This is a genomic window from Acinetobacter sp. ANC 5378 (assembly GCF_013004315.1).
In the GTDB taxonomy this organism is placed as follows: domain Bacteria; phylum Pseudomonadota; class Gammaproteobacteria; order Pseudomonadales; family Moraxellaceae; genus Acinetobacter.
The window spans coordinates 1-21,956 of the sequence record NZ_JABERK010000014.1 but is presented as its reverse complement, the minus strand read 5'-3'; the positions used below and the strand labels follow the sequence as shown (position 1 = coordinate 21,956).

Genomic DNA, 21,956 nt, shown 5'->3' with positions numbered 1-21,956 from the left:
TTAACTTTATGGCGTATCGACAGCAATCTGTAACGCTTGATCTGGACACTGATGTCACTCATCAATGTTGCTTGCATTACACTCGTGATGAACATCTCATTGGAATTATTGAATTTAATAAACCCAGTTACATGCTTAAATGGGGTGACTTAGAATATTTTCGTCGTCGTACCGAAGAGTTTTCAGTGATGCCTTTCCCTGAATGTATCAATGCGATGGTGATTGATATTCGTAATATCGCACCCTTTTTAGACAATGAAGTGCCGATCATTCCTTGGCGTTTATTGGAAGAAGAATGCCCAATCCGCTTGGTGGTTCCACAAGACCGTCTTGAACATTATTCAGGTCTGTTTGAACCCACATGGTTGACTGCGGATGTTGAAACCGCGATTCAAGAAATTCGTGAATATATTGATATGTTTGTACATTAATAATAATTATTAGATTTGATTTATATATCCCTTTTTAATGAGGGATTTTTTATGCTTGGTCTTCTCTTAGGAGGGGTTTGGAGAGAGGTAAATATAATTATTTAAATTAAATACCCCTCACCCTAAAGGCATAGGTATCTACACATCTTTAGGTACCTAATGCAATCGCAGCAATCTCATTCAGTTCATCTATTGAATATTCCGAAAGTAGTTGAAGAGTGTTCAGTAAAATCGAAAGTCCTGCCAATATTGCAGGTGCACTTTCCAACTTGCCCCTTTTCTGCTGCCTGCCTGAAAGACGGGCCAGAAATATACGGATTTTCTGATTTTGTTCATCTGTACAGCGCTGTATTCTCCAAGTTACTACACACGCCATGCAACTAATCAGCAATCGTCTTAAAATCGCTTCGGGGGTAGTTTGAAGCCATGATTCAATGTCATGACCTGCTTGCTTGAGCAGCTTGAAATAACATTCAATTGACCAACGCCAGTAATACCAAGTCGTTAGTTCTATGGTACTGATTTCAGGAGGTACATTGCTAATCAGTGACCATCTTGCCAGTGTCTTTCCCTCACAGTCTTTAACTACTGAAATAATGAGCCTTGCTTCAATGGCATCACCTTGCTGAGATGTAACCATTTGACCTGTATGATCTTTCCTTTTCGGTTTAGCTGCACGAGTCATCCGAATATTGGTTTCTCCGACATGAAGCGTATGTTGCTTCCCCTTATATGAAATGGGTTTCACTTGCTGTGTTTCTATACATTCAGCAACTTCTGAAACTTTACATATTTCGCCCTGATGTTCAATCCGATGACCTTCCTTTGCTCGAATCAGCCATTGAAAACCATGGCTGTTTAATTCCCTCAAGTGAGCGATAGAATCACCTTCACGATCAATGATATGTACGCAGGTTTTCTTAATAGGCAACTGCTCAATCATTTGAATTTGTTCAACAAGGAAGTCTAAATGAGTTTTACGCTCAGTATATTGGTCATTAAATGTTGAATAGCAACCTGAGGCATCTGAGAGTGTTTGAGCCAATGGAGCAATAGGAAGACCTGAAGCTGCATCGACAAGCAAACTCGTTTGTAGCTCATAGCCCAAGTCGTATTGATGTGTTCTTTTCAATCTTTGAGTCTTATTACGATGTGTCACATATTGTAATTGAGACCAATCATGAATGACTAAAGCATAGCGATGCTGTGATGCACTGATGTCTTCACAAGCATGTTGCTGAATAGGTTCATTTAATTGTTTAAAAGAGACTTTATCATTATTTAAGAATCGCCAAACTGCCTGTGTGGTTGCGAAACTCGTTTTTTGGGCAGAGGCAATATCTTTAATTGCAGGAGCAAGTGAAGCTAGAGGATTCATATTGAGCTTTACAAGGCTATTGTAGCGTTTAATAAGACGCAGATCTAAGCCAGAGATGTTAAATTGAAGAGCATGCTCCTCAATTTAACGCAAAACATGAGAATTGTGTAGATACCTATGCCCTAAAGGAGGAGGAACTTAAAGGATTTTACCAATAATTCTCAACTGCAATATTCCCTTCACCACGGCGGTTCATGATCAAACCACGTGCCTTTAATGCTTCCTTGGTGTCTTCGACCATTTGCGGATTACCGCAGAGCATGACATGGCTGGTTTCAACATTAAATTGCAAACCTGCCGCTTTTTCCAGTTCACCATTTTCAATCAGTACCGGTAAACGGTCATGCAATGTAGCGTTTGGATCACGGGTAATAATCGGGATGAATTTAAAGCCACTATGCCCTTCGCCAAAGGTTTCAGCAATTTCCTGAATACGCTCTACATAAGCCAGTTCAACCTCGGTTCGCACACTATAAACCAGATTAATCTTTTGATATTTAGACCATGTATCGAAATCTTGCAGCATGGAAATAAACGGCGCCAAGCCTGTGCCAGTAGCGAGCAGCCACAAGTCATTCGGTAATGGAAGCTGATAACGTGCAAGCGTTAAGAAGCCATAGGGGATTTTTTCCAAGTACAGTTCATCGCCGACTTGCAAATGTTGCAAATTCGAAGTGAAGGCACCCTCTGGAACTACAATTGAAAAGAATTCCAAGGTTTCATCAAAAGGTGATGACACCACAGAATAAGCTCGAACAACCAGTTCATCACCCACTTTTAGGCCAATACGTGCAAACTGCCCTGCGGTAAATTTAAAATGTGCAGGTCGTGTCAGGGTAAAACTGAATAAGGTATTGGTCCAACGGTGTACAGATAAGACTTTTTCTAAGCTAAATTTTTCAATTGACATGATTTCAACGTGGCATGAAAGACTATGCTCATGGTAGCATGACCACATAATTTATTAATATTTTTTAAATGTTAAGGCTCTATTCATGCGCATGACTTTACGCCAGTTGGCTGTTTTTGTAGCAGTCGCCCAAGAAGGCACAGTAACCAAAGCCAGTGATGCCGTAAAACTCACCCAAAGTGCTGCAAGTATGGCTTTAGCCGATTTGGAAGATGGCTTAGGTGCCCCGCTGTTTGACCGTTTGGGTAAACGTCTACAATTGAATGACTTAGGACGTTATCTATTGCCACAGGCATTAGAAATTTTAGGTCGTTGTGATGCATTCGAGCAGGCAGCCAAAGGCGAGCTACAAAGTATCGACTTACGCTTAGGTGCAACGCTCACGATTTCAGATTACTTAATGCCCGATTTAATGGCAGATTTCCTTCAAATTCAGCCACAAGCGCATTTACAACTTCAAGTCGGCAATACCCGCCAAATGATTGAAGCTGTGAACCAGTTTCAGTTGGATTTAGCTTTAATTGAAGGTTCATGTCACCTACCGCAGTTGCAATGTATTCATTGGCGTGATGACGAACTGGCAGTGTGCTGTTCACCAAATCATCCGCTTGCACAGCTTGAACGTGCATTAACCCCAGCTGACTTTGAGGCTGCAGGGGTTGAATGGATTTTACGTGAAGAAGGTTCAGGTACCCGTGAAGTCTTTGATAATGCAATTCTTAAAGATTTACCCGATGCCAATATCCGTTTAACCTTGGGTCATAATGAAGCAATTCTGAAAATTGTGGCAGGCGGCATTGGGATGTCCTGTATTTCTAAACTCGCCATTGAACCTTTACTTGAAAAAGGTCAGTTGGTCATTTTAGAAACTCCGTTCTGGCAACTCACCCGTCCTTTATTCATGTTGGTACATCGTCAAAAGTACCAAGGACCAGGTTTAAAAGCCTTTATGAAATTCTGCGAAGAATAATTTAAAGTCATAAAAAAAGCGCCAAATGGCGCTTTTTTTAACGTCCGAATTGGCGCTCGCAAGGTTCACCATCATTGTTACCATCCATTTGAGTTCCCGGACAGTTTCTTAAAAAGAAGACTGCTTCTTCATAAGAGCGCATTTGTGAACAATGCGTACGCCCATCACATTTAAATTGCGAAGACTGCTGATGTTGCACAGCATTTTGTTTTTCAATACTGGCACTGACTTTTTCTGAACGTGGTTTATTGGTTAAATAGGTTTGATCTTCTAGATTGCGCTGTCCCTGTTCAGACAGTACATTTTCTGGTAAATCCCCCAAAGCTTCTCGCTGCTGTTCCACAATTTGTGCCTGTTCTTGCATCAACTGTTGGGCTTTCAATTGTTGGGTCTGCCTATAAGCTTGATATTTGTTATAAACCAACACGGCCAGCACAGCGATAATAATTAGCCCAACAATCGTGAAAATACGCCCTTTGCGACTACGCTCATTAAACCGTGGCGAAGCACCGTGATTTCTATAAGAACCTTGTTGCGGCTGAGCTTCTAAAGCTGCTGTGTTCTGCTTTAAATCTAAACGAACAATCTGATCAGCTTTTAATTTACCGTTATCTTCGACAATACGAAACTTTAACTTTTCCCCTATTTTAGGTTCTACACTTTTATTGGGAAAATCCTTGATATGAAAAAATAAGTCTTTCGACTCCCCATCCATGCTAATAAATCCAAAGCCACGCTCTACGATATAGCTTTTAATTTTTCCCTCAACAAACATAAGTCACTCTTATTATTTAAATCTTATGCAGGTAATTGTAATAAAAAAAGCGCCTCAATGGCGCTTTTTTTATGCATTACATTTAATTCATTCTTCAGTTGAATGACATCGCTCTTTTCATCTATAGGAATGAAAATTTTATTTACGTAAGTTTGATAACAAGGCTGATGTGATCGACTTATTATGGGTAGACACTTTTGATTTCTTTGCTTTTGCAGATTTATCTTCAACGCGTTCTATACGAACTGCTTTAAACTTTTCTCCATTTTCAACAGCTACGAATTTCACCCGTTCATTACGTTTCGGTTCGCCTTCTGCCGCAGGGAAATCTGAAATATGGAAGAATATATCCCCTTCAGTTGTACCAATAAAACCAAAGCCTTTTTCAGGGTCGTACTGTTTGATTTTGCCCTGTTGTAATTCATCTTTCATGCTACTGCCCTATTCTAAAACTGCCATGTGTACATTATATAAAAAAAGAGGCTTTAAGCCTCTTTTTTCGATCTTTAAAAAAGACGAATTAATCTTTTTGTACAGAACCAAAGATTTTATCGCCAGCATCGCCAAGACCCGGAACGATATAACCATTTTCATTCAAACCATCATCAATGGATGCAGTAAAAATAATTACATCAGGATGAGCTGCTTCAACACGTTTAATCCCTTCCGGTGCAGCAACCAAAACCATCACGCGAATGTCTTTACAGCCACTTGCTTTTAATACATCAATAGCCGCAACCAGTGATGAACCAGTAGCAAGCATTGGATCGATAATCATCGCAAGACGGTTTTGGACGTCCGGTACCAATTTTTTGTAGTAAGTACGCGCTTCTAAAGTTTTTTCATCACGTTCTAAACCCAGAACCGATACTTTAGCACTTGGAATAAGATTTAAGAAACCATCCAACATACCAATACCGGCACGTAAAATTGGCACAACGGTAATTTTTTTACCGACAATACGATCTACCGTTACTTTACCGTTCCAACCATCAATTTCATGGTCACATACTGGCAAATCTTTGGTTGCTTCATAAGTCAGAAGCATGGTGACTTCTTGTGCTAATTCGCGGAAGTTTTTTGTACTAATGTCTGCACGGCGTAGCAAACCAAGTTTATGTCGAATGAGCGGATGACGGATTTCATGAATAGCCACGGGAGAACACCTAAAAGATGAGATAAAATTCCTTCTATTATAAATGTTTTTTATATCTCTTATAAACCAAAAAGCCCCCTAAGTTAGGAGGCTTTTTGGTTAAAACTAATCGTTTTTTTAGATTACTGTTGAGAAAGCATGAAATGCAGTGGAGATAAAATCTCTGCTTGAAGCGCTAACTTGATGATTGGGTCTGGGTAAATACCGATAACCAATACAGCTAATGCAGCAGCAAGCACCATAATACCACCCACTTTTTGACCCCAATGTTTATCAGCATCAATACGCGGTGTATCTGGCGGAGTCATGTACATCACGACCATCACACGGAGGTAATAGTACAAACCAATACCAGAACCAACGATGATCATTGCAGCAAGGAACCAGTGTTGGGTTGTTACCGCAGCCATTACCACCAAGAACTTACCAATGAAGCCCGCAGTCAGTGGAATACCAGCAAGAGACAACATCATCACAGTCAAAGTTGCTGTCAGGATTGGACGACGCCAGAACAAACCACGGTAATCCGCCAGACTTTCTGCTTCACTGTCATTGTTGTACGGGCTCGACATTAACGCGACCACACCGAACGCACCAATCGTAGTTAACACATAAGTGATCACATAAACTGTTACGTTGCCAAGGCTTGCGTAAGTCATGCTGATTAAACCAATCAACAAATAACCAAAGTGTGCAATTGAAGAGTAACCCAGGATACGTTTCAAGTTCACTTGACGTACCGCAAGGAAGTTACCCACCAGGATTGAAAGCACCGCAATAATCGTGATGATTGTTACGATTGAATCAACCAGGATTGCACCTGAAGCCAATAAATAACGTACAAACAAACCAATGGTTGCAACTTTCGCCACAGTCGCAAGGAATGTTGCGATTGGCGCTGGCGCACCGGCATAAACGTCTGGTGTCCATTTGTGGAACGGCGCAAGAGACAATTTAAATGCAACGGCACAGATGATTAGGCCTAAACCTAAAATCACCATTGGTTGCTGGATCGCTTGCATTAACGCTTGAACATTGTCATAGAAAGACAATGAACCGGTATAGGCATAGATATAAGCCATACCCATCAACAACATTGCAGAAGCAGTTGCTGAAAGAACCAGGTATTTGATACCTGCTTCTAAAGAGCGTGAGCGTTGATGTGTATATGCCAACAGACCGTATACAGGAATCGACATCAACTCAAGGCTTATGAAGAAAGATGCATAGTGAGAGCTTGCTACCATGAGCATTGCACCCGCAACCGAACACAACATCAAGATATACAGTTCTTCACGGTTATCTTTGTAGGTTTCAATATAAGCATGCGACAAGGTACAACAAGCAAGGGCAGCAACAATAATCACCAGTTGATAAAGCATGCTAAATGGATCAACCATAAACATGCCCATCACGTTCGATGGTGCAAATGCCCCACCAAACATAGCGAATAGGATATATACCAAAGCAAAGTTTAAGCCCACTACAGATGCTGTTGCAATTAAATTATGGTTACGTTTAATTGCAATAAGAAGCATCACAACGATCGCAGTTAAAGCCACGATCATCACAGGAGCTAATGGCATAAGCTCAGAAAATGACATTGTGAAGTTCATGGCTTATTGGATCTCCACATTTTGTTGAGATACGACTTGTTGAGTCGCATCGACAACATCTTGAACTGGGATATAGCTATTTGCTAACCACGCCATGCTTGAATTTGAAATATCAAGGAAGCTTTGTGGGTAGATACCAAGCCATAGTAGAGCAACAGCACAAACTAACAAAATAACAATCTCACGCGCATTTAAGTCTTTCAATGGGTTTGCATAATGTTGTTTTTGCTCTTCATTTGGCGTACCAAACAATGCTTTGTGAATCAGGATCAAGCCATAAAGACCTGCCAATACCAAGCTGGTCGCTGCCACAATGGTGAAGGTTGGGAATTTGTTGAATGAACCCATCAAAATCAGGAATTCACCAATAAAGTTACCTAAACCTGGAATACCGACAAGCGCAGCAACAAAGAACATCAGGAAGAAAGCAAGGTACGGGAATTGACCGCGCATACCACCCATTAAACGTAAGTCGCGCGTATGAACACGTTCGTACACTTGACCACACATAATGAACAATGCAGCAGATGAAATACCATGTGCCAACATCATGATCATCAAGCCCTGGAACGTTAAGATATTACCTGCGTAGATCGCAAGGAGTACAAAGCCCATGTGCGAAATAGAGGTGTAAGCAAGTAAACGTTTCATATCGGTTTGTTGGAAAGCACACCAAGCGCCGTAGAACACACCAATTAAACCGAAGATGATCGCGATGTCTGCAAACTGTGCAGAAGCCGCCGGGAAGAACGGAATAACGAAACGAAGCAAACCGTATGCAGCTGTCTTAATCAAGATACCTGCCAAGTCGACAGAACCTGCTGTCGGAGCTTGAGCATGCGCATCTGGTAACCAGCCGTGCAATGGGAACACTGGAAGTTTCACAGCGAAACCAATGAACATACAAATCATCAAGGCATAAGCCACTGATGGTAATTGTGCATCAAGCGTATTCGCTACACCTAACAAGTAGTTGTAATCAAATCCGATCATGCCTGTCATCATGTAACCGTAAACCACGAGGCCTAGGATACCGATCAGCATGATTAAACCTGCTACTTGGGTATAGATAAAGAACTTGGTCGCTGCATATACACGCGACTTGTTGTCCGCGCCCTTATGACCCCATAATGCAATCAGGAAGTAGATTGGTACAAGCATCATCTCCCAGAAGAAGAAGAACAGGAACAAGTCAATCGCTAAGAATACACCGATCACCCCACCCAAAGACCATAAAAGGTTTAAGTGGAAGAAGCCAACGTTCTTTTGAATCTCACCCCATGAACATCCAACTGCAAGTACACCCAGTAATGCAGTTAAGCCCACCATAAGAAGTGAAAGACCATCCACCGCCAGGTGAATGTTAATGCCTAGGGTTTGAATCCAAGGCACCATGAATTCAGCCGCCCAAGTCGGAACTTTAGCGCCTAATTCATAATTATAAGTACCCGATTGCCAAAGCGAAACAGTTAAGCCCAGTGTTACGAGCATACCGATTAAGGCAATATAACGTGGCAATTTGTCATTGAACTTGTCGACTAACCAACAAATAAAACCTGCAATGAACGGTACGAGGATCAGCGCGGGTAAAATCCAGTTGTTTGTGATTTCCATCTTATTTCCCCACTACCTGAATCACGATCAAGATCATCAGCAATACCACTACACCGAGTGACATACTTGATGCGTATTCACGCAATGAACCTGTTTGACGTGAGCTTGTGAAGCTATGACCACCTTTAACAATCGCAGGAAGCACTAACCACAAACCATCAATTGGATCACGACCTAAAATTTTCGCAATCAGCAAATATGGTTTTACAAATACGATGTTATACAACGCATCAAAACCGAGTGCATTACGGCAAATATTGGCAAGACCCGCACCGAATGAAGTTTCGGCAAAAGCTTTAACTGCTTTATAAGCAAAGGCAAACAGGATCACGCCAACCACCAGACCGGCAAGCGCAATACCGACTGCTGTATATTCAGCACCGTGTGCACCCGCTTCAAGTGCTTCAGGAATAATAAACGCTGGAATTTTCGCAGAGTTTAAAATTGCTTCCACTGGTGCTTTCAGGAAGTAAGCCAAACCAGTTGAAAGTACCGCCAAGATACCCAACGGAGCCCAATAAGTTGCACCTTTGATTTCGTGATACGGTGTGTTTTCTTTCCCGAAGAATACAACCCAGATTAAACGGAATGTATAAATAGAAGTTAAGAACGCACCAGCAACACCGACCCAGTACAAGCTGTTATATACAGGAAGATTTGCAATGTGACTTTGTGCCCAAACTGCGCCAAGGATCGCATCTTTAGAGAAGAAACCGATGGTTAAGAATGGAATGGCTGCCAACGCACCGCCACCAATCGCGAAGCAGGCAAACAGGAATTTGTTATGTTTGAACAAGCCACCCATTTTAAAGATGTTTTGTTCGTGATGGTAAGCCAGAATCACCGCACCAGACGACAAGAATAATAATGCCTTGAAGAATGCGTGTGAAAGCATGTGGAATAAGCCTGCTTGATAAGCTTCAGCACCTACAGCCATAAACATATAACCGAGCTGACTCATGGTTGAGTAAGCCAGAATACGTTTGATGTCGGTTTGAACCAATGCAGCAAAACCAGCAACAATCAATGTTACCGCACCCGTAATCGAGATGAACATCATCACTTCAGGTGTCATTTCAAACACAGAGAACATACGGCAGCACAGGTAAATACCTGCAGTGACCATTGTTGCAGCATGGATCAATGCAGAAACAGGTGTAGGACCTGCCATTGCATCAGCTAACCATGTTTGTAATGGAATTTGAGCAGATTTACCCGCAGCACCCAAGAACAACATTAAAGATGTCCAGATCGCAAGTGAATGGTCACCCGCTAATACTTGAGGTGCATTGGCAACGATTGTTCCAATATGCAAAGTACCAAATTGTTGGTAAAGCAGGAACAATGCGATCAGCAAGAATACGTCACCGATACGAGTAACGGTAAATGCCTTGATGGCTGCATAACCATTTTCAGGTTTTTGGTAGTAGTAACCTATCAGCAAGTATGAGCACAGACCCACGCCTTCCCAACCCAAGAACAATAACGCCAGGTTATCGCCCAATACGAGCAGCAACATACTCGCTACGAACAGGTTGAAGTATGAGAAGAAACGTGCGAAGTCTTCATCACCATGCATGTACCATGATGCAAAGATGTGGATTAAGAAACCCACACCCGTCACCATGCCCATCATCAGTAATGATAGACCATCTAGATGCAAGCTCATGCCCGGTGCTAAACCACCCACGTTGAACCAAGTCCAAAGATGTTGAACTTGAGCAACTGAGCCATTCTCGACAAAGCCCATACCGGCAATCAGTGCAAATAAAGCCGAAAGACCGACTGAACCTACCCCAATAAGGGCTGCCACACTTTCAGGAAGCTTGTTACGCCCCGCCGCTAAAAGGATAAAACCAATGAGCGGAAATAATACTGTTAAATATAAATAACTCATCCGCGCATCTCACTAGCAGCATCCACATCCAAATGATGGAAGCGATGGTAGAACTGAAGGACGATCGCAAGACCAATACACGCCTCTGCAGCAGCAAGGGTTAAAATCAGGATGAACATGATTTGTCCATCTGGTTGTAACCAAGCGCTACCCGCTAAAACAAACGCAAGTGCAGCTGCGTTCATCATCACTTCAAGGCTCATTAACATAAATAATAGGTTGCGTCGCACCATTACACCGTAAAAACCGAGTGCAAAAAGAATGGTTGCAACGATCAAACCATGTTCTAAAGGGATGTTGCCCATTATTCTTTTTCCTTTTCTGCACTTGGTTCACGTTTACCCAAATGGAATGCAGCTACTAATGCAGCTAGCAATAACATCGCGGCAACTTCTACCAATAGTAAGTAGTGAGTAAAGAGCGCTGTACCAACAGCTTTAGGTCCAATCACTTTTGTGCCCATGACAGGAGCAGCGGTGGTGTAATCTGAACCGAGCATCCAGACAAGCACTAAGCCCATCAGGAAACTCACCATTGCAGGATATGCCCATGCAGATGAAGTGAGCCACTTACGTTCCTGATCAACCGTATGTTGACCAAGATTCAGCATCATCACCACAAACACGAACAACACCATGATCGCGCCGGCATAAACAATAATTTCCAGCGCACCAGCGAATGGTGCACCGACGATCATGAACATACCCGCAACTGCAAGCAGAGACACGATCAAGCTAAGCAATGCATGTACAGGATTCGCGTTGGTCACAACACGAATCGTAGAGACAATGGCCACAAGTGCCATCAAATAAAATGGCCACATCATGGTAATAAGCTCCGTACGTCAACAGGTGCGCTTTCGCGTTGTGCTTGACCTTTCTCTTTACCTGTCACTGCCATACCGGTTACACGGTAGAAGTTATAGTCAGGATATTTACCAGGACCTGAAATGAGCAAGTTTTCTTTCTCATAGACCAAGTCTTGACGAACATATTCGCCTAATTCGAAATCTGGTGTCATCTGAATTGCAGTCGTTGGACACGCTTCTTCACACATACCGCAGAAAATGCAACGAGAGAAGTTGATACGAAAAAACTCCGGATACCAACGACCATCTTCTTTTTCTGCTTTTTGTAATGAAATACAGCCCACCGGACAAGCAACCGCACATAAGTTACATGCAACACAGCGTTCTTCACCATCTGGGTCACGTGTCAATACAATACGACCACGGAAACGCGGCGGAACAATTTGTTCACCTGGTACTTCTGGATATAAAATGGTGTCACGTTTACGTGTCACGTGGCTGAACACCATCCACAATGAACGTACGATTGACCCGAATCCAGCTAGAATTTTATACATTTTGTACTCCCTGCTGTCCTAGGCCTGATTCATCAGAATCACAGCACCAGTCACCAACAAGTTGACCAACGCCAAAGGCAAACAAATCTTCCAACCAAAGTTCATCACTTGGTCATAACGTGGACGCATGAGTGAACCACGTGCCAAGACAAACATCATTACAAAGAATGCTGTTTTGATAATGAACCAGAATACTGGTGGAATAAATGGAATTTCTAGGTTGAATGGCGCTAACCAACCACCGAAGAATAATGTTACGATCAGGGCTGAAATAAGAACCACGTTGACATATTCTGCAACGAAGAACATACCCCATTTCATACCGCCGTATTCGACATGGTAACCTTCCGCCAATTCTTGTTCTGCTTCTGGTTGGTCAAATGGATGACGATGCGTCACCGCAACACCAGCAACAATAAAGATCAAGAAACCTAAGAATTGAGGAATAACAAACCAGACATCACGTTGTGCTTCAACAATCTCACGCATGTTGAATGAACCCGCAATTGCGACCACACCCATCAGCGAGATCCCCAAGAACACTTCATAAGAAATGGTTTGAGCTGCAGAACGAAGACCACCCAATAACGCATATTTGTTATTTGAAGCCCAACCACCAAAAAGCACTGCGTACACTGCAATACCTGCCATTGCCATAAAGAACAATAGCCCGATACTCATGTCAGCAACACCAAGTGTTGGACTTACAGGAATCACCATGAACGAAAGTACCGCAGTTGCCATGGCAACTGCTGGTGCTAAACGGAAAGTGAGTTTGTCAGCAAACTTAGGTGTCCAATCTTCCTTAAACATGATTTTCAGCATGTCGGCAACGATTTGGAACATCCCCCCAGGACCAACACGGTTTGGACCGTAACGGTCTTGCCATAATGCAAGTAAACGACGCTCGATGAATGACATCAACGCAGCGACAAGCACCACCACAAGCAAGATCACAATCGCTTGAACCACTGAATAAGCGATTGGCCAGTTCTCAGCCCAAAGCGGTGTTTGACGTATTAATTCTTGTTCCATGAATTACACTCCTACCGCGACTGATACAGGCTCTGCAAGTGAAACAGTTGGTGCAAGACCAATTGGATAACCAATATAACCTGTAGGTAAATATTCAATCACTTGAACTGGCAGGCTAATGCTTGCCTCACCTGATTTCACAGTAATTTTTTGACCGTCTTGAACATTTAAGCGTGCTGCATCCTGTTCACCCACTGCAAATACTGCTTCAGGAATACGCGATTCCATGGCAGATGTTTTTACCGTGAATTCACCAGAACCGAAAATGTGGTGCATCGGCACTAAACGGAAGCTTTCTGGATGCACAACGACTGGCGTTGGTGCAACAAATGTACGTGCAGGACGTTTTTTCAGACGATCGAATAAACGAATGCCTGAATCACCACCTTTCAAGTGACCACCCACGTTGTCTTGGTATTTGTTCCAAGCTTGTGGAGAGTTCCAGCCCGCAGACCATGCAAATGGCACGAGTGAAGATGGGGTTTCATTTCCGACATAACCTTCCATAGAGAATGTTAATGCAGAATCGATATCGATCGGTTGTTTTGGTTCATGTACAGATAACGGTGCACGCATTGCAGTACGACCTGAATAACGACGTGGTTCACGCGCAATTTTCAAGCCATGAACACGGAAGCCGGCATCTGGTGCCACATCACGAATTGCTTCAAGTGCAGGAACATTTTTCGCAACCGATTCAATTACATCATCAAGCAATGTCCATGAAATTGCCTTACCTTGTAAGCCAGTTTCAAGGGCATGTAACCAGCGCCATGATTCTTTAATCGCATACTCTGGTTTGTAGTAGCTTGGGTCATACACTTGGTAGAAACGTTGTGCACGGCCTTCCTGAGATACCACAGTACCATCACCTTCCGCGAAGCTTGCCGCTGAAAGTACAATCGATGCTTTCGCAACAGTTGCAGTTTCTGCATGATCAAGCACGATCACATCTTGTGCTTTAGCCAGTGCAGCATCAACTTGAGCTGCAGGTAAACGACGGTATAGGTCATTTTCAACCACGATGATGGCATCGTAATCTTGAGCGAATGCTTGTTCCAAGCTTAAACCACCGAAGATTGCCAAGCCCATTGAGTTCACTTCAGGAACAGTCAATGTAAGACCCGCATTTGAACCAAGGTTTTGTGCAACTTGTGCAGCCGCCTCCATGATTGCAGGATCTTGCAAGCTTGTACCAGAGATGATCAATGGTTTTTTCGCCGCTTTTAAGGTATCAGCAATAGTTTGCGCAAATGCTTTCGCATCGTCATCCAAACCAGTGATGTTTTCACCTACAACTGCCGCAGCAACCGCAAAGCCTAAACGCGCGATATCGTTTGGAGAAGCAACCACTTCACCTGTCGCAACATCAGACAAACGTGTTTGAGTTGCAGCAAGGATGTAAATCGGAGATTTCGCATCTTGACCAATACGTTGTACCGGTTCAGCCAACCATTCTTGCGTACGACGTTCTGCAGCCATTTCTTTGGCTTTGTTTTTCGCAGCCTGGCGAACAGACAACGCCATACGTGGTGCAGTTTGAGTTAAGTCTTCACCCAGAATCAACACAGCATCATAGCTTTCGATTTCACGCATCGTCGGGTTATAAACACCCTCGGTTTGCATGATAGACGCAGCAAGTTCAACCAGGTTTTGCTCTTTTTGAGATACACCTGTAGAGAAGTTGTCTTGACCGACCAGTTCGCGAAGCGCGAAGTTCGATTCAAGAGATGCACGTGGAGAACCAATACCCAATACTTTTTTGCCTTGGATACTTTCAATCACGGTATCAAGCGCCTGATCTACAGAAACTGTAGTCACGTTTTCACCTGAACGGAATTGCGGTTGACGTGGACGATCTTCACGGTTTACATAACCCGTACCGAAACGACCTTTATCGCAAAGGAAGTATTGGTTAACGTCACCGTTAAAGCGGTTTTCTACACGGCGAAGTTCACCATAACGCTCACCCGGAGAGATGTTACAACCTGAAGAACAGCCTTGGCATACGCTTGGCGCATACTGCATGTCCCATTTACGGTTATAGCGTTCTGAGTGAGTTTTATCGGTAAATACACCCGTCGGGCAAACTTCAGTCAAGTTACCCGAGAATTCAGATTCTAAAGTGCCTGATTCAGGACGACCGAAATAAACACGTGATGCGTTGGCATACACGCCGAAGTCCGTACCACCTGCGTAGTCTTTGTAATAACGCACACAACGGTAACACGCGATACAACGGTTCATTTCATGAGAAATGAATGAGCCTAGCTCCTGGTTGTAATGCGTACGTTTGGTGAAACGATAGCGACGACGGTCGTGCTGTGTCATTACAGTCATATCTTGTAAATGACAGTGACCACCCTCTTCACACACTGGACAATCGTGTGGGTGGTTGGTCATCAAGAATTCAACAATCGAAGCACGGAAATCTTTTGCTTCTTTGTCTTCAATCGAGATGTAGGTATTGTCAGATGCAGGCGTCATACATGACATGACTAAACGACCACGCGTATCTTCTGGATTCGCGTACTGAGTCACGGCACATTGACGGCAAGAACCGACAGAACCTAAGGATGGATGCCAACAAAAGTACGGGATATCAATACCCAAAGACAAACATGCTTGCAGCAAGTTCTCTGAGCCATTGACTTCATACGATTTGCCATCGACATGAATTGTAGCCATAGTCGAATTCCTTAAGCTTGTTCTACGTTGCTAGTTTGAGCGGCGGCATTGACTACCTTCGCTTCAAATTCGCCACGGAAATGTTTGAGTGCACCCATAAGTGGTTCCATTGCACCTGGAGCGTGAGCACAGAAAGTCTTACCAATCCAAAGCTTACGAGTAAGTTCTTGTAAGTGGTCGATATCTTCTTTCTTTCCTGTACCATTTTCCAATGCTTTAAGCGCTTTAACCGCCCAAGGTAAACCATCACGGCAAGGCGTACAGAAGCCACATGATTCACGCGCAAAGAATTCTTCAAGGTTACGTGTTGCTGAAACCATACACTGAGTTTCATCAACCACCATCAGCAAACAGGTCCCTAAACGTGAACCTGCTTTCATGATGCTTTCTGCATCCATTGGTAAATCAATGTGCTCAGCAGCCAAGAAGTCAGTAGAAGCACCGCCTGGTAACCATGCTTTAAGCTTCAAGCCATCACGCATACCACCAGCATGATCTTCAATCACTTCACGCGCAGTGGTACCAAATGGCAGTTCCCAAAGACCCGGGAATTTCACCTTACCTGACGCACCGTAAATTTTTGTGCCTGGATCTTTTGATTTACCTTGCGATAAACCGATATACCATTCAGGACCACGTAGCATGATTGCTGGTAAGTTGTTGTAGGTCTCTACGTTATTGACAATCGTAGGACGACCCCAAGCACCAGCAACTTGCGGGAATGGTGGTTTGGTACGTGGATTGGCACGGCGACCTTCAAGCGAGTTAATCAATGCAGTTTCTTCACCGCAAATATAACGACCCGCACCAGTATGCACGTGTAAATCAAAGTTCCAGCCAGTTCCAAGGATGTTGTCACCCAGGTAACCTTTGGCACGAACTTGCTCAAGCGCTTCGTTTAAGTACTTCGCAGCTTCGATGTATTCACCACGGATGAAGATATAACCTTGAGTTGCTTCTAAGGTATAAGCAGCAATCAACATCCCTTCAATCAATTGGTGTGGAAGATCTTCCATCAACAAACGGTCTTTAAAGGTACCAGGTTCCATTTCATCGGCATTACAGATCAGGTAACGCGGACCACCATCATTTGGCGCCATCAACGACCATTTAATCCCTGCCGGGAAACCTGCTCCACCACGACCTTTTACAGTTGCAGCTTTAACAACATCAAGCACTTCAGCTGGTTTCATGGCAATGGCTTTTTTAAAGCCTGCATAACCTTCAAGCGCTTCGTAATCATCAGCATTACGAACATTGGCTTGTTTGCTTAAACGCCAAGTGAGTGGATGAGTTTCCGGGTTACCGTCACCGTAAATTGGTTTTGGTTCAGTATTCATAGATACTTCTCCAATAACTGTTTAACTGAAGTCACTTCAACCAATCCGTGAGTGTCTTCATCAATCATTAAGGTTGGACCTTTGTCACAGTTACCTAAGCAGCAAATCGGCAGCAAGGTAAAACGACCATCAGCGGTAGTTTGACCAAACTGAATACCGAGTTCACGCTGGAATGCTTCAGCCAAAGTTTCTGCGCCCATCAGGAAGCAAGCAATCGAGTCACATAACAAAATTACATGACGACCAACAGGTTGGCGATAGATACGGTTATAGAACGTCGCAACGCCTTCTAAATCTGCAACGCTCATAGAGAGCATTTGTGCAATCGCATTCATTTGCGCATCATCCACCCAACCATTACGGCGTTGAACGCATTTCAATGCATCCAAACATGCCGCGCGCGGGTATGGATAATGTTCAATGTGATGTTCGATATCGTGGATTTCTTCCGAAGTTAAAATCCCTTCAACATTCACACGTGGCTTTTTATCAGTCAAAATCATCATAATGCGTTTACCCCTTAGCGATCCACGTCAGCCATTACGACGTCAATTGTCGCTAAATAAATGATTAAGTCAGATACAAGACTGCCGTTAATCACAGAAGGCATTTGCTGTAAATGGGTGAAAGTTGGTGTACGAATACGGGTACGGTAACTCATGGTCGACTTGTCTGAAGTCAAGTAGTAGTTAGATGCACCTTTCACCACTTCTGCCATCACAGATGCTTCACCTGCAGGCATTACAGGTCCCCATGACACGCTTAAGAAATGCGTAATCAAAGTTTCAATATCTTGTAATGTCTTGTCTTTTGGTGGTGGAACAGCTAGTGGATGGTCTGCTTTATACGCACCAGAAGGCATGTTATCTAAACATTGCTGGATGATTTTGAGCGATTCTTCAATTTCACGGAAGTGAACAAGAACACGCGCATAAGCATCGCCTTCATACTCTACAGGTACATCGAAGTCGTAGTTTTCATAACCGCTATAAGGACGGTATTTACGAACGTCGAAATCAATACCCGTAGCACGTAGGCCAGTACCTGTTACACCCCAAGCCAATGCAGATTTTGCATCGTATTGCGCAACATTACGGGTACGACCAATAAACACAGAGTTTTTCAGCGCAGCAGTGTAGTACTCTTTCAAACGACTTGGCATCCATTCGAGAATTTCACGAATGAGTTTTTGCCAGTTGTTTGGAAGGTCGTGCGCTGTACCACCGATACGGAACCATGCCGGGTGCATACGGTAACCCGTGATCGCTTCAATTGCGTCATAGATTTTTTGACGATCAGCGAACATGTAGAACACAGGCGTCATACCGCCGGCATCCTGAATCGCAGTACCGATATACAACAAGTGGTTATTGATACGGAACAATTCAGACATCATGACACGGATACATTGCGCACGGTCAGGAACAGTGATTCCTGCCATTTGCTCTACGCCAAGAACGTAAGGCATGTTTTGCGCACAACCACCCAAGTAGTCAACACGGTCGGTATACGGAATGAATGAATGCCAGGTTTGACGTTCAGCCATCTTTTCCACACCACGGTGGTGATAACCGATGTCAGGCACACAGTCTTTCACTTCTTCGCCATCTAACTGCAAGATGACACGGAATGCACCGTGAGCAGATGGATGGTTCGGACCCAAGTTCAGGAACATGAAGTCTTCGTCGGCATTACCGCGTTTTAGACCCCAGTCTTCAGGTACGAAACGAAGATGTTCCTGCTCAAAGTCCTGCTTAGCCTGGTTCTGCATATACGGGGTATATTCAGTCGCACGTGCAGAATATTCTTTACGAAGTGGGTGACCTTCCCAATAGGTTGGCAACAAAATACGACGGAGCATTGGATGCCCTTCGAAGTTAATGCCGAACATATCGTATGCTTCACGTTCGTACCAGTTGGCATTTGGCCAAATGTTGGTTGCTGTTGGAAGATTTACATCATTCTCATTCAACGCAACTTTAATACGAATATCACTGTTGCGCTCTAGCGATAACAAGTGATAAAACACGGTGAAGTCAGACGCAGGTAAACCGTCGCGGTGCGTACGTAAACGCTCATCTACCGCTGACAAGTCGAACAACATCACGTATGGACGTGACACTGTACGCAAGAACATTAAAACGTCTTGTACACGTGCGCGCTCAACCCAGACCGTTGGAAAATCTTCAAAGGTCGCTTGCACGTAGAAGTTCTCACCAAACTTGGTTTTGAGCTCTTCTACAATTGCAAATGCTGGGCGTGAATCAACTGGAGTTGATTCTGGCATAGCAATGTCAGTTTCAGCCATTAGCTTGGCTTCCTATTTAATACAAATTCAAGTCAACTTTAACGACAATTACACCCAGACCGGGTGCATCAATATTTCATCGTTAAAATTATTTAATTTCATCCATAGAGCGTAAGTTTTTCACTGCAATACGTTCAGCATTCTTACGGTCACGTTCTGGCTGCATCTTTGGCTTATATACTGGCTGAAGATCATCACCAATTACCGCTGAAAGTGGACGGCGCTCTAATTGAATTTGGTCTTGTAACAACATTAATGCTTGCAACAATGCTTCAGGGCGTGGTGGGCAACCTGGGATGTACACATCGACAGGAATGATTTTATCCACACCTTGTACAACTGAATAAATGTCATACATGCCGCCAGAGTTTGCACAAGCACCCATTGAAATCACCCATTTAGGCTCTAACATTTGCTCGTATAAACGCTGAATTACAGGTGCCATCTTCACGAAGCAAGTCCCTGCAACAATCATTAAATCCGCCTGACGCGGTGAAGCACGAATAACTTCGGCACCGAAACGTGACATATCATGCACACCGGTTAAGGTAGTTGCATATTCTACGTAACAGCATGATGTACCAAAGTTAAAAGGCCATACAGAGTTTTTACGGCCCCAGTTTACAGCTGTATGCATCACGTCCTCTAAACGAGTCATGAATACATTTTTATTCACTTCTTCTTCAAGCGGATCCGTAACGATCTGACGCTCCTGAAGTGGATATTGATCAGCATCCGGATTCGCACGGGTTAATGTATATTTCATCCCGAGTTACTCCTTAATAGATGATGTAGCCGGTGTTTTTGCTTTCACACGACCAGAAGATTGAGCTGGAATTTGACCTGTAGGGTCCATGACCAACTCTTCGATGGAGTTAAAGCGAGTAATGTCTGCAAGGTTCATATTTGCTGAACCTATTTTCGGTTGCATAGCTGCTGATTTGCGGCGGTCCGTTGGCGCCCAGTTTAATGCACCTACAGAAATGGCATAAACCAAAGCAATCAATAAATCGACCACAAAAATAACAACAGTTGTAAACCCGAACCAACCTACCTCACGAACCGATGTAGCCCATGCGTAGAGATAAAGTGCTTCTAAGTCAAATACTACAAAGAAAATCGCCACCAAGTAGAACTTAGCAGACAAGCGGATGCGTGCTCCACCAGCACCTACCACACCTGACTCAAATTGCTCTTGCTTCGCACGGCCCCATGACTTACCCCCAAGGAGTAAAGGAACTGTGAGCATAAAGACGCAAAGAAATGTAACGCCGATCACGAAGGCAATAATTGCCCAATCGTATGGAGTAATGGCACTCATGCGGGGATAACTCCTGGCAGGCCTAATTTATTAACAAAGAATGTATGTATTGGCCTTCAAATACACCAAACACAAAATTAATCCCGCCAATTGTACCTGATTTATGATTTCACTTGCTAGCTTATAAGCCTTAGTCTTTAGGATGATTTTTTAATCATTTTGCCTTTTTTTCAAAGCTTAAGCCCTATTGTTTATCTAGCAATCGCTTTATTAAATCAAAAAAAGAAAAATGATTATTTTTTTCAAATTTATGAAATCCAGGTTTATATTTCCCAGAAAAATCCAAATTATAGTGTCATCTGTTTATTCAAGCACATCTTCAATCAGCGTAAAACGATCAAACTTTGGCTCAATGTCTTTCTGGCTCCCACTCTCAAATCCAAATCATTGTTGTTTTATCTCTCCCATAAAGATCAGCACTTTTAGCAATGCGATGATAAATATGAGAACTCTTTTTTAGGGTGTGATTTTTTTAAAGCACTCCCATCTATATAAAGCAATAAACCCGACTTCGTAGTACATATTTTGTGTGTTTTTTTGCAACTCTAATGCATCTCATGATGATCTCCCCCCCTATTTATGCTATTCCTATCTGTATTCGTAGAACAAAGAATAAGGAGCAAACACATGGGCTTAGCATACAAACACGAATCTGAGTATTTTTTCTTTGCACAGCTCTTAGTACATCATGTGCAAGGGTATATTGAAAAACATCCGGATGCCCAGGATGCCATTTTCGACCTTCGTGATATTTATGAACTTTTTCGCCAAGACTTTGCTTCTGCAACCACGAATCTGGATGCTATTTTAAATATCGCAGATCAATATAAAGTTGAAACACTGAACGGCGATCAAAAGCTGATTAGTCATTACGCCATCGATCCTAAAAATAATTCTTTGCTGCTAGATTTCAATACTGAGGCTCTAGAAAGCCTGAGACAAAGCAAATCCATTATTGAACCCGATGCTACTCTTCACGAATAAACCATAAAAAAAGCACCGAATCCGGTGCTTTTTTATTATCTTACTTAACCCTAGTTACGGATAAGCTAAATTTCTAACGACATGAATTTTTGGCTTATTCTTCTGACAGAGTTGATAGGCACATAGAGAAGAAAATATGCCTGCTAGGAAACCGGAAATAGCCCGATG

Annotated in this window: 21 protein-coding genes and 1 pseudogene; 3 read left to right on the top strand and 19 right to left on the bottom strand. The window is 43.2% G+C overall.

The annotated features are described in order from the left end of the window. Positions 1-8: 8 nt before the first annotated feature. Positions 9-431 carry a hypothetical protein gene (locus HLH16_RS05170; protein ID WP_171528517.1) on the top strand — a complete coding sequence of 141 codons (423 nt, stop codon included), beginning with the start codon at positions 9-11 and terminating at the stop codon, positions 429-431. Positions 432-579: 148 nt separating this feature from the next. Here the strand turns inward: HLH16_RS05170 and HLH16_RS05165 are convergent, their stop codons facing one another. Both HLH16_RS05165 and HLH16_RS05160 read right to left on the bottom strand, forming a co-directional pair. Next, positions 580-1,809, bottom strand: a complete 1,230-nt coding sequence (locus HLH16_RS05165) for a transposase (RefSeq protein ID WP_131290254.1) — start codon at positions 1,807-1,809, stop codon at positions 580-582. Between the two features lie 148 nt (positions 1,810-1,957). Then, positions 1,958-2,719: a ferredoxin--NADP reductase gene (locus HLH16_RS05160; RefSeq protein ID WP_171528516.1), complete on the bottom strand. Its 762-nt coding sequence runs from the start codon at positions 2,717-2,719 to the stop codon at positions 1,958-1,960. 85 nt (positions 2,720-2,804) lie between these two features. Between HLH16_RS05160 and gigC the strand changes: the two genes are divergently transcribed. Then, entirely contained in the window at positions 2,805-3,689 is an 885-nt protein-coding gene (gene gigC / locus HLH16_RS05155) for a LysR family transcriptional regulator GigC (RefSeq protein WP_131289365.1), read from the top strand. A gap of 37 nt (positions 3,690-3,726) precedes the next feature. Here gigC and HLH16_RS05150 read toward each other — a convergent pair whose 3' ends face one another. The 16 genes from HLH16_RS05150 to ndhC form a co-directional block, all read right to left on the bottom strand. After that, positions 3,727-4,464, bottom strand: a complete 738-nt coding sequence (locus HLH16_RS05150; protein ID WP_171528515.1) for a cold shock domain-containing protein — start codon at positions 4,462-4,464, stop codon at positions 3,727-3,729. Between the two features lie 138 nt (positions 4,465-4,602). Continuing rightward, positions 4,603-4,896, bottom strand: a complete 294-nt coding sequence (locus HLH16_RS05145) for a cold shock domain-containing protein (protein WP_171528514.1) — start codon at positions 4,894-4,896, stop codon at positions 4,603-4,605. Positions 4,897-4,984: 88 nt separating this feature from the next. Beyond that, positions 4,985-5,620 carry a uracil phosphoribosyltransferase gene (upp, locus tag HLH16_RS05140; RefSeq protein ID WP_067726419.1) on the bottom strand — a complete coding sequence of 212 codons (636 nt, stop codon included), beginning with the start codon at positions 5,618-5,620 and terminating at the stop codon, positions 4,985-4,987. A 122-nt stretch (positions 5,621-5,742) separates the two neighbouring features. After that, the gene (gene nuoN, locus HLH16_RS05135) at positions 5,743-7,236 is read right to left on the bottom strand and encodes an NADH-quinone oxidoreductase subunit NuoN (RefSeq protein ID WP_171528513.1); all 1,494 of its coding nucleotides are present in this window, start codon (positions 7,234-7,236) and stop codon (positions 5,743-5,745) included. A gap of 3 nt (positions 7,237-7,239) precedes the next feature. Then, positions 7,240-8,844, bottom strand: coding sequence for an NADH-quinone oxidoreductase subunit M (nuoM, locus tag HLH16_RS05130; RefSeq protein ID WP_171528571.1), 1,605 nt, complete (start codon positions 8,842-8,844; stop codon positions 7,240-7,242). 7 nt (positions 8,845-8,851) lie between these two features. Continuing rightward, the gene (nuoL, locus tag HLH16_RS05125; protein WP_171528512.1) at positions 8,852-10,747 is read right to left on the bottom strand and encodes an NADH-quinone oxidoreductase subunit L; all 1,896 of its coding nucleotides are present in this window, start codon (positions 10,745-10,747) and stop codon (positions 8,852-8,854) included. Next, positions 10,744-11,052 (bottom strand): NADH-quinone oxidoreductase subunit NuoK, encoded by a 309-nt coding sequence (nuoK, locus tag HLH16_RS05120; RefSeq protein WP_067726428.1) that lies wholly within the window; start codon positions 11,050-11,052, stop codon positions 10,744-10,746. Before nuoK ends, nuoL begins: the two co-directional genes overlap by 4 nt. Further along, complete coding sequence (gene nuoJ / locus HLH16_RS05115; RefSeq protein WP_171528570.1) at positions 11,052-11,570, bottom strand: NADH-quinone oxidoreductase subunit J; 519 nt, start codon at positions 11,568-11,570, stop codon at positions 11,052-11,054. Before nuoJ ends, nuoK begins: the two co-directional genes overlap by 1 nt. Next, positions 11,570-12,112 (bottom strand): NADH-quinone oxidoreductase subunit NuoI, encoded by a 543-nt coding sequence (nuoI, locus tag HLH16_RS05110; protein WP_171528511.1) that lies wholly within the window; start codon positions 12,110-12,112, stop codon positions 11,570-11,572. The genes nuoJ and nuoI overlap by 1 nt, the downstream gene beginning before the upstream one ends. 18 nt (positions 12,113-12,130) lie before the next feature. Beyond that, a complete protein-coding gene (gene nuoH, locus HLH16_RS05105; RefSeq protein WP_067726434.1) occupies positions 12,131-13,147 on the bottom strand; it encodes an NADH-quinone oxidoreductase subunit NuoH in 1,017 nt (338 codons plus the stop codon). A 3-nt stretch (positions 13,148-13,150) separates the two neighbouring features. Next, on the bottom strand, positions 13,151-15,835 hold the full coding sequence (nuoG, locus tag HLH16_RS05100) for an NADH-quinone oxidoreductase subunit NuoG (RefSeq protein WP_171528510.1): 2,685 nt from the start codon (positions 15,833-15,835) through the stop codon (positions 13,151-13,153). An 11-nt stretch (positions 15,836-15,846) separates the two neighbouring features. Continuing rightward, on the bottom strand, positions 15,847-17,175 hold the full coding sequence (nuoF, locus tag HLH16_RS05095; protein ID WP_171528509.1) for an NADH-quinone oxidoreductase subunit NuoF: 1,329 nt from the start codon (positions 17,173-17,175) through the stop codon (positions 15,847-15,849). Then, on the bottom strand, positions 17,172-17,681 hold the full coding sequence (gene nuoE / locus HLH16_RS05090) for an NADH-quinone oxidoreductase subunit NuoE (RefSeq protein ID WP_131289388.1): 510 nt from the start codon (positions 17,679-17,681) through the stop codon (positions 17,172-17,174). The genes nuoF and nuoE overlap by 4 nt, the downstream gene beginning before the upstream one ends. A 14-nt stretch (positions 17,682-17,695) precedes the next feature. After that, complete coding sequence (gene nuoC, locus HLH16_RS05085; protein ID WP_171528508.1) at positions 17,696-19,483, bottom strand: NADH-quinone oxidoreductase subunit C/D; 1,788 nt, start codon at positions 19,481-19,483, stop codon at positions 17,696-17,698. A gap of 88 nt (positions 19,484-19,571) precedes the next feature. Next, complete coding sequence (locus HLH16_RS05080; protein WP_086199188.1) at positions 19,572-20,249, bottom strand: NuoB/complex I 20 kDa subunit family protein; 678 nt, start codon at positions 20,247-20,249, stop codon at positions 19,572-19,574. A gap of 6 nt (positions 20,250-20,255) precedes the next feature. Next, positions 20,256-20,804: an NADH-quinone oxidoreductase subunit A gene (ndhC, locus tag HLH16_RS05075; protein WP_131289392.1), complete on the bottom strand. Its 549-nt coding sequence runs from the start codon at positions 20,802-20,804 to the stop codon at positions 20,256-20,258. A gap of 627 nt (positions 20,805-21,431) precedes the next feature. Here ndhC and HLH16_RS05070 point away from each other — a divergent pair. Continuing rightward, positions 21,432-21,788 carry a hypothetical protein gene (locus HLH16_RS05070; RefSeq protein ID WP_171528507.1) on the top strand — a complete coding sequence of 119 codons (357 nt, stop codon included), beginning with the start codon at positions 21,432-21,434 and terminating at the stop codon, positions 21,786-21,788. A gap of 54 nt (positions 21,789-21,842) precedes the next feature. Here HLH16_RS05070 and HLH16_RS05065 read toward each other — a convergent pair. After that, positions 21,843-21,956 (bottom strand): annotated as a pseudogene (locus HLH16_RS05065) (IS982 family transposase); the annotation flags it as partial.

Excerpts from the sequence above, each read along its gene's own strand:
- HLH16_RS05170 (WP_171528517.1), top strand. The coding sequence starts at position 9 with ATGGCGTATCGACAGCAATCTGTAACGCTTGATCTGGACACTGATGTC.
- HLH16_RS05165 (WP_131290254.1), bottom strand. The coding sequence starts at position 1,809 with ATGAATCCTCTAGCTTCACTTGCTCCTGCAATTAAAGATATTGCCTCT.
- HLH16_RS05160 (WP_171528516.1), bottom strand. The coding sequence starts at position 2,719 with ATGTCAATTGAAAAATTTAGCTTAGAAAAAGTCTTATCTGTACACCGT.
- gigC (WP_131289365.1), top strand. The coding sequence starts at position 2,805 with ATGCGCATGACTTTACGCCAGTTGGCTGTTTTTGTAGCAGTCGCCCAA.
- HLH16_RS05150 (WP_171528515.1), bottom strand. The coding sequence starts at position 4,464 with ATGTTTGTTGAGGGAAAAATTAAAAGCTATATCGTAGAGCGTGGCTTT.
- HLH16_RS05145 (WP_171528514.1), bottom strand. The coding sequence starts at position 4,896 with ATGAAAGATGAATTACAACAGGGCAAAATCAAACAGTACGACCCTGAA.
- nuoN (WP_171528513.1), bottom strand. The coding sequence starts at position 7,236 with ATGAACTTCACAATGTCATTTTCTGAGCTTATGCCATTAGCTCCTGTG.
- nuoL (WP_171528512.1), bottom strand. The coding sequence starts at position 10,747 with ATGAGTTATTTATATTTAACAGTATTATTTCCGCTCATTGGTTTTATC.
- nuoK (WP_067726428.1), bottom strand. The coding sequence starts at position 11,052 with ATGGGCAACATCCCTTTAGAACATGGTTTGATCGTTGCAACCATTCTT.
- nuoJ (WP_171528570.1), bottom strand. The coding sequence starts at position 11,570 with ATGTGGCCATTTTATTTGATGGCACTTGTGGCCATTGTCTCTACGATT.
- nuoI (WP_171528511.1), bottom strand. The coding sequence starts at position 12,112 with ATGTATAAAATTCTAGCTGGATTCGGGTCAATCGTACGTTCATTGTGG.
- nuoH (WP_067726434.1), bottom strand. The coding sequence starts at position 13,147 with ATGGAACAAGAATTAATACGTCAAACACCGCTTTGGGCTGAGAACTGG.
- nuoG (WP_171528510.1), bottom strand. The coding sequence starts at position 15,835 with ATGGCTACAATTCATGTCGATGGCAAATCGTATGAAGTCAATGGCTCA.
- nuoF (WP_171528509.1), bottom strand. The coding sequence starts at position 17,175 with ATGAATACTGAACCAAAACCAATTTACGGTGACGGTAACCCGGAAACT.
- nuoE (WP_131289388.1), bottom strand. The coding sequence starts at position 17,681 with ATGATGATTTTGACTGATAAAAAGCCACGTGTGAATGTTGAAGGGATT.
- nuoC (WP_171528508.1), bottom strand. The coding sequence starts at position 19,483 with ATGGCTGAAACTGACATTGCTATGCCAGAATCAACTCCAGTTGATTCA.
- HLH16_RS05080 (WP_086199188.1), bottom strand. The coding sequence starts at position 20,249 with ATGAAATATACATTAACCCGTGCGAATCCGGATGCTGATCAATATCCA.
- ndhC (WP_131289392.1), bottom strand. The coding sequence starts at position 20,804 with ATGAGTGCCATTACTCCATACGATTGGGCAATTATTGCCTTCGTGATC.
- HLH16_RS05070 (WP_171528507.1), top strand. The coding sequence starts at position 21,432 with ATGGGCTTAGCATACAAACACGAATCTGAGTATTTTTTCTTTGCACAG.